The sequence below is a fragment of the Anoxybacillus sp. J5B_2022 genome (assembly GCF_026847645.1).
Classification (GTDB): Bacteria; Bacillota; Bacilli; order Bacillales; family Anoxybacillaceae; genus Anoxybacteroides.
The window spans coordinates 1-2,451 of sequence record NZ_JAPSMC010000122.1 but is presented as its reverse complement, the minus strand read 5'-3'; the positions used below and the strand labels follow the sequence as shown (position 1 = coordinate 2,451).

General features: G+C 30.2%; 2 protein-coding genes. Both read left to right on the top strand.

The window, feature by feature from the left end; genetic code table 11:
• Positions 1-213 precede the first annotated feature (213 nt).
• A complete protein-coding gene (locus M4I42_RS16600; RefSeq protein WP_268853155.1) occupies positions 214-1,419 on the top strand; it encodes an MFS transporter in 1,206 nt (401 codons plus the stop codon).
• 251 nt (positions 1,420-1,670) lie between these two features.
• Positions 1,671-2,451: AAA family ATPase (locus tag M4I42_RS16595; RefSeq protein WP_268853154.1), on the top strand; the 781-nt coding region annotated here is incomplete at its 3' end.

The following is a 2,451-nucleotide window of genomic DNA, read 5'->3' as shown; positions in this document are numbered from 1 at the left end:
GAGATTTACTAATATCTTCATTGTGTGAAGGTTTGAGATTCGTGTCGTCATCAATCTTTATCATGTTTCGGCAGACATAATCGCTGGCATGTATCAAAAGCGTTGGTCGATTGAAGTGTTTTTTCGTCGGATCAAGCAATACCCCAACTTTCCTACCGTTTTTTCAATCCTTAACTTATATATTTTATTCATCAAAAAGGGACTGAAGTATTAATGGGATATCTATCTTATTTTTTATTTATAATTTTATCTAACTCGAGATTTTCAAGATCTATATTACTGATATTTATGACCAATAATAAAATTACACTTTTTCAATTTGGTTTAATCCAGCTTTCTTATTATAGTATTCGCTTTTTGAGCGAATTTCCAAGTGGTGTTCTAGCAGACTATATAAAAAGAAAATACTCTATGGCTATTGGTAGTCTACTAGCCAGTTTGTCTGGAATTCTACTCTATAGTACTAGCTTTTTGGATACCTCTGGATATTTTTGGGTGTTTTTAATATTATTTAGCTTAGATGCGATGGCTTCCTCTTTTCTTAGTGGTTCAGATCAAGCCATGTTGTATGATTACTTAAAAAGAAAAGGTTTGGAAAGTAAATATCCAAAATTTTTAGGTTGGAGAGAAGCAATCGCGGCAATTTCATTGGGAACAACAACAATAATTGGAGGATTCTTAGCTTCTAAATCAATAAATTTACCTTTTTTATGGCAAGGAATTTTGTTTTTACTTGCCACACTAGTAATCCTATTCTTCCCAGAAAATAAATCTGTAACAATAAAAGAAAGAGTATCTAGGACAACTCCTCTAAAAATTGCATCAGAAGGATTAAATGTTATTAAAAGAATTCCTACTATCCAATTTTTGGTTTTATTTATGACTATTTTAGCTGCCAGCACTAACACCGTAACTATATTTATTCAGGGATATTTTAATGAGTTAAATATTAGTACTAATTCTATTGGAATCATTTATGGTATTTGTACGGTACTGAGTGCGCTAGCAGCTATAAATTCCTATCATCTGACAAAACTAACATTAAAGACAATATTAATTATTACAACCAGTATGTTCTTTGTGGGTATTATATGTTTGCTTACAGAATATATACCCTTAGTAATCTTTGGATTTTTCCTTATTTATCTTAAATTAGATTTTCTAGAGCCTTCTGTGTATTTCTTTTTAAATAAATATGTTAAGGAAGAAGTTCGAGCAACTGTTCTTTCTTTTTTCGGAACAGCCTTAAACTTTGTAACTCTTATTATGTACCCACTATATGGAATAGTTGGAGAACAATCTGGATACAAGGGCATGATCTTTGGAATGTCAATTTTGTCCATCCCCTTATTTATTTATTTGTTTATTTTTTACAAAAAGTACAAAGTGGGGGATAGTAAAACATCTATATCAGTTTAACTTGAAGATTAGAATTCTAAATAATCAGAAATTCTGTTACAAATTTTTTCGGCTGTCGGAGGTAAGTCAAGAATTTCCTTCATCAAGCGAATTAGTGACAGATTACCGAACAACAATTCTTCTTTTGATGGAAAATTCAAAAGGATGCAAGTTACATTTATATAGTTCAGTCAATGTATGACTATATAAGAGAGATTAAAAATTTATGTTAAATTATTAAAGATTATAGGGTTTTACAGGAGGGTATAACTATGATCAAGCAAAAAGTAGAAATAGGAGATAAAATAGAAATAGGGGATATTTATTATACTCGATCAAAGTTAACTGATGAACCTAGGATTAAAGAAGTCTTAAATACATTTCGATATTTAAACAGTGATGCACCTAGTAGGAAAATAATTACTGTAACATCGGGCTTTAGTTTGAAATTAGGGAAAATAAATGTTATTTACGGTCCTAGTGGTTCTGGGAAATCAACTGTATTGAATAAGTTTAAGAGTATTCTTGGTGGAAGAGAACTTATTCAGGCTCCTCAAGAAGATGATTTTTTAATAAACCTAGTAGGAAAAGATCTTAAAGAAGCAATAAAGATACTAACTTATGCAGGTTTAGGTGAAGGAAATTTATTTTTAAGAAAATTTTCTCAACTTTCAGAGGGACAGAAGTTTAGAATGAGAATTGCTTTAGAGATAGATAATATAAATAAAAGTAAAACAACGAATCAAATACTTTATATTGATGAATTTGGTTCCAATTTAGATCCTTCTACAGCAAAAGCAATAGCACATACGTTTTCAATTGCAGTTGAAAATTCAAATCTAATTGTTTTTGTTTGTTGTAACAACTTAGATGTTGCGAGAGCTTTCAATTATGACACATTAATTAGTCTTGGATATGATCACGTTACAAAAGTTGAATACTCAGAAGAAAATAAACGCTTAAAAGAAAAGAGTAAGATTAATATCAAAGTAGAAAAGGGAGATATTAGTCATTATCGTAAGTTTAAAAGATATCATTATCTCGATTCCGAGG

Bases quoted from the DNA above. Each gene is read 5' to 3' on its own strand.
- M4I42_RS16600 (WP_268853155.1), top strand. From the start codon at position 214: ATGGGATATCTATCTTATTTTTTATTTATAATTTTATCTAACTCGAGA.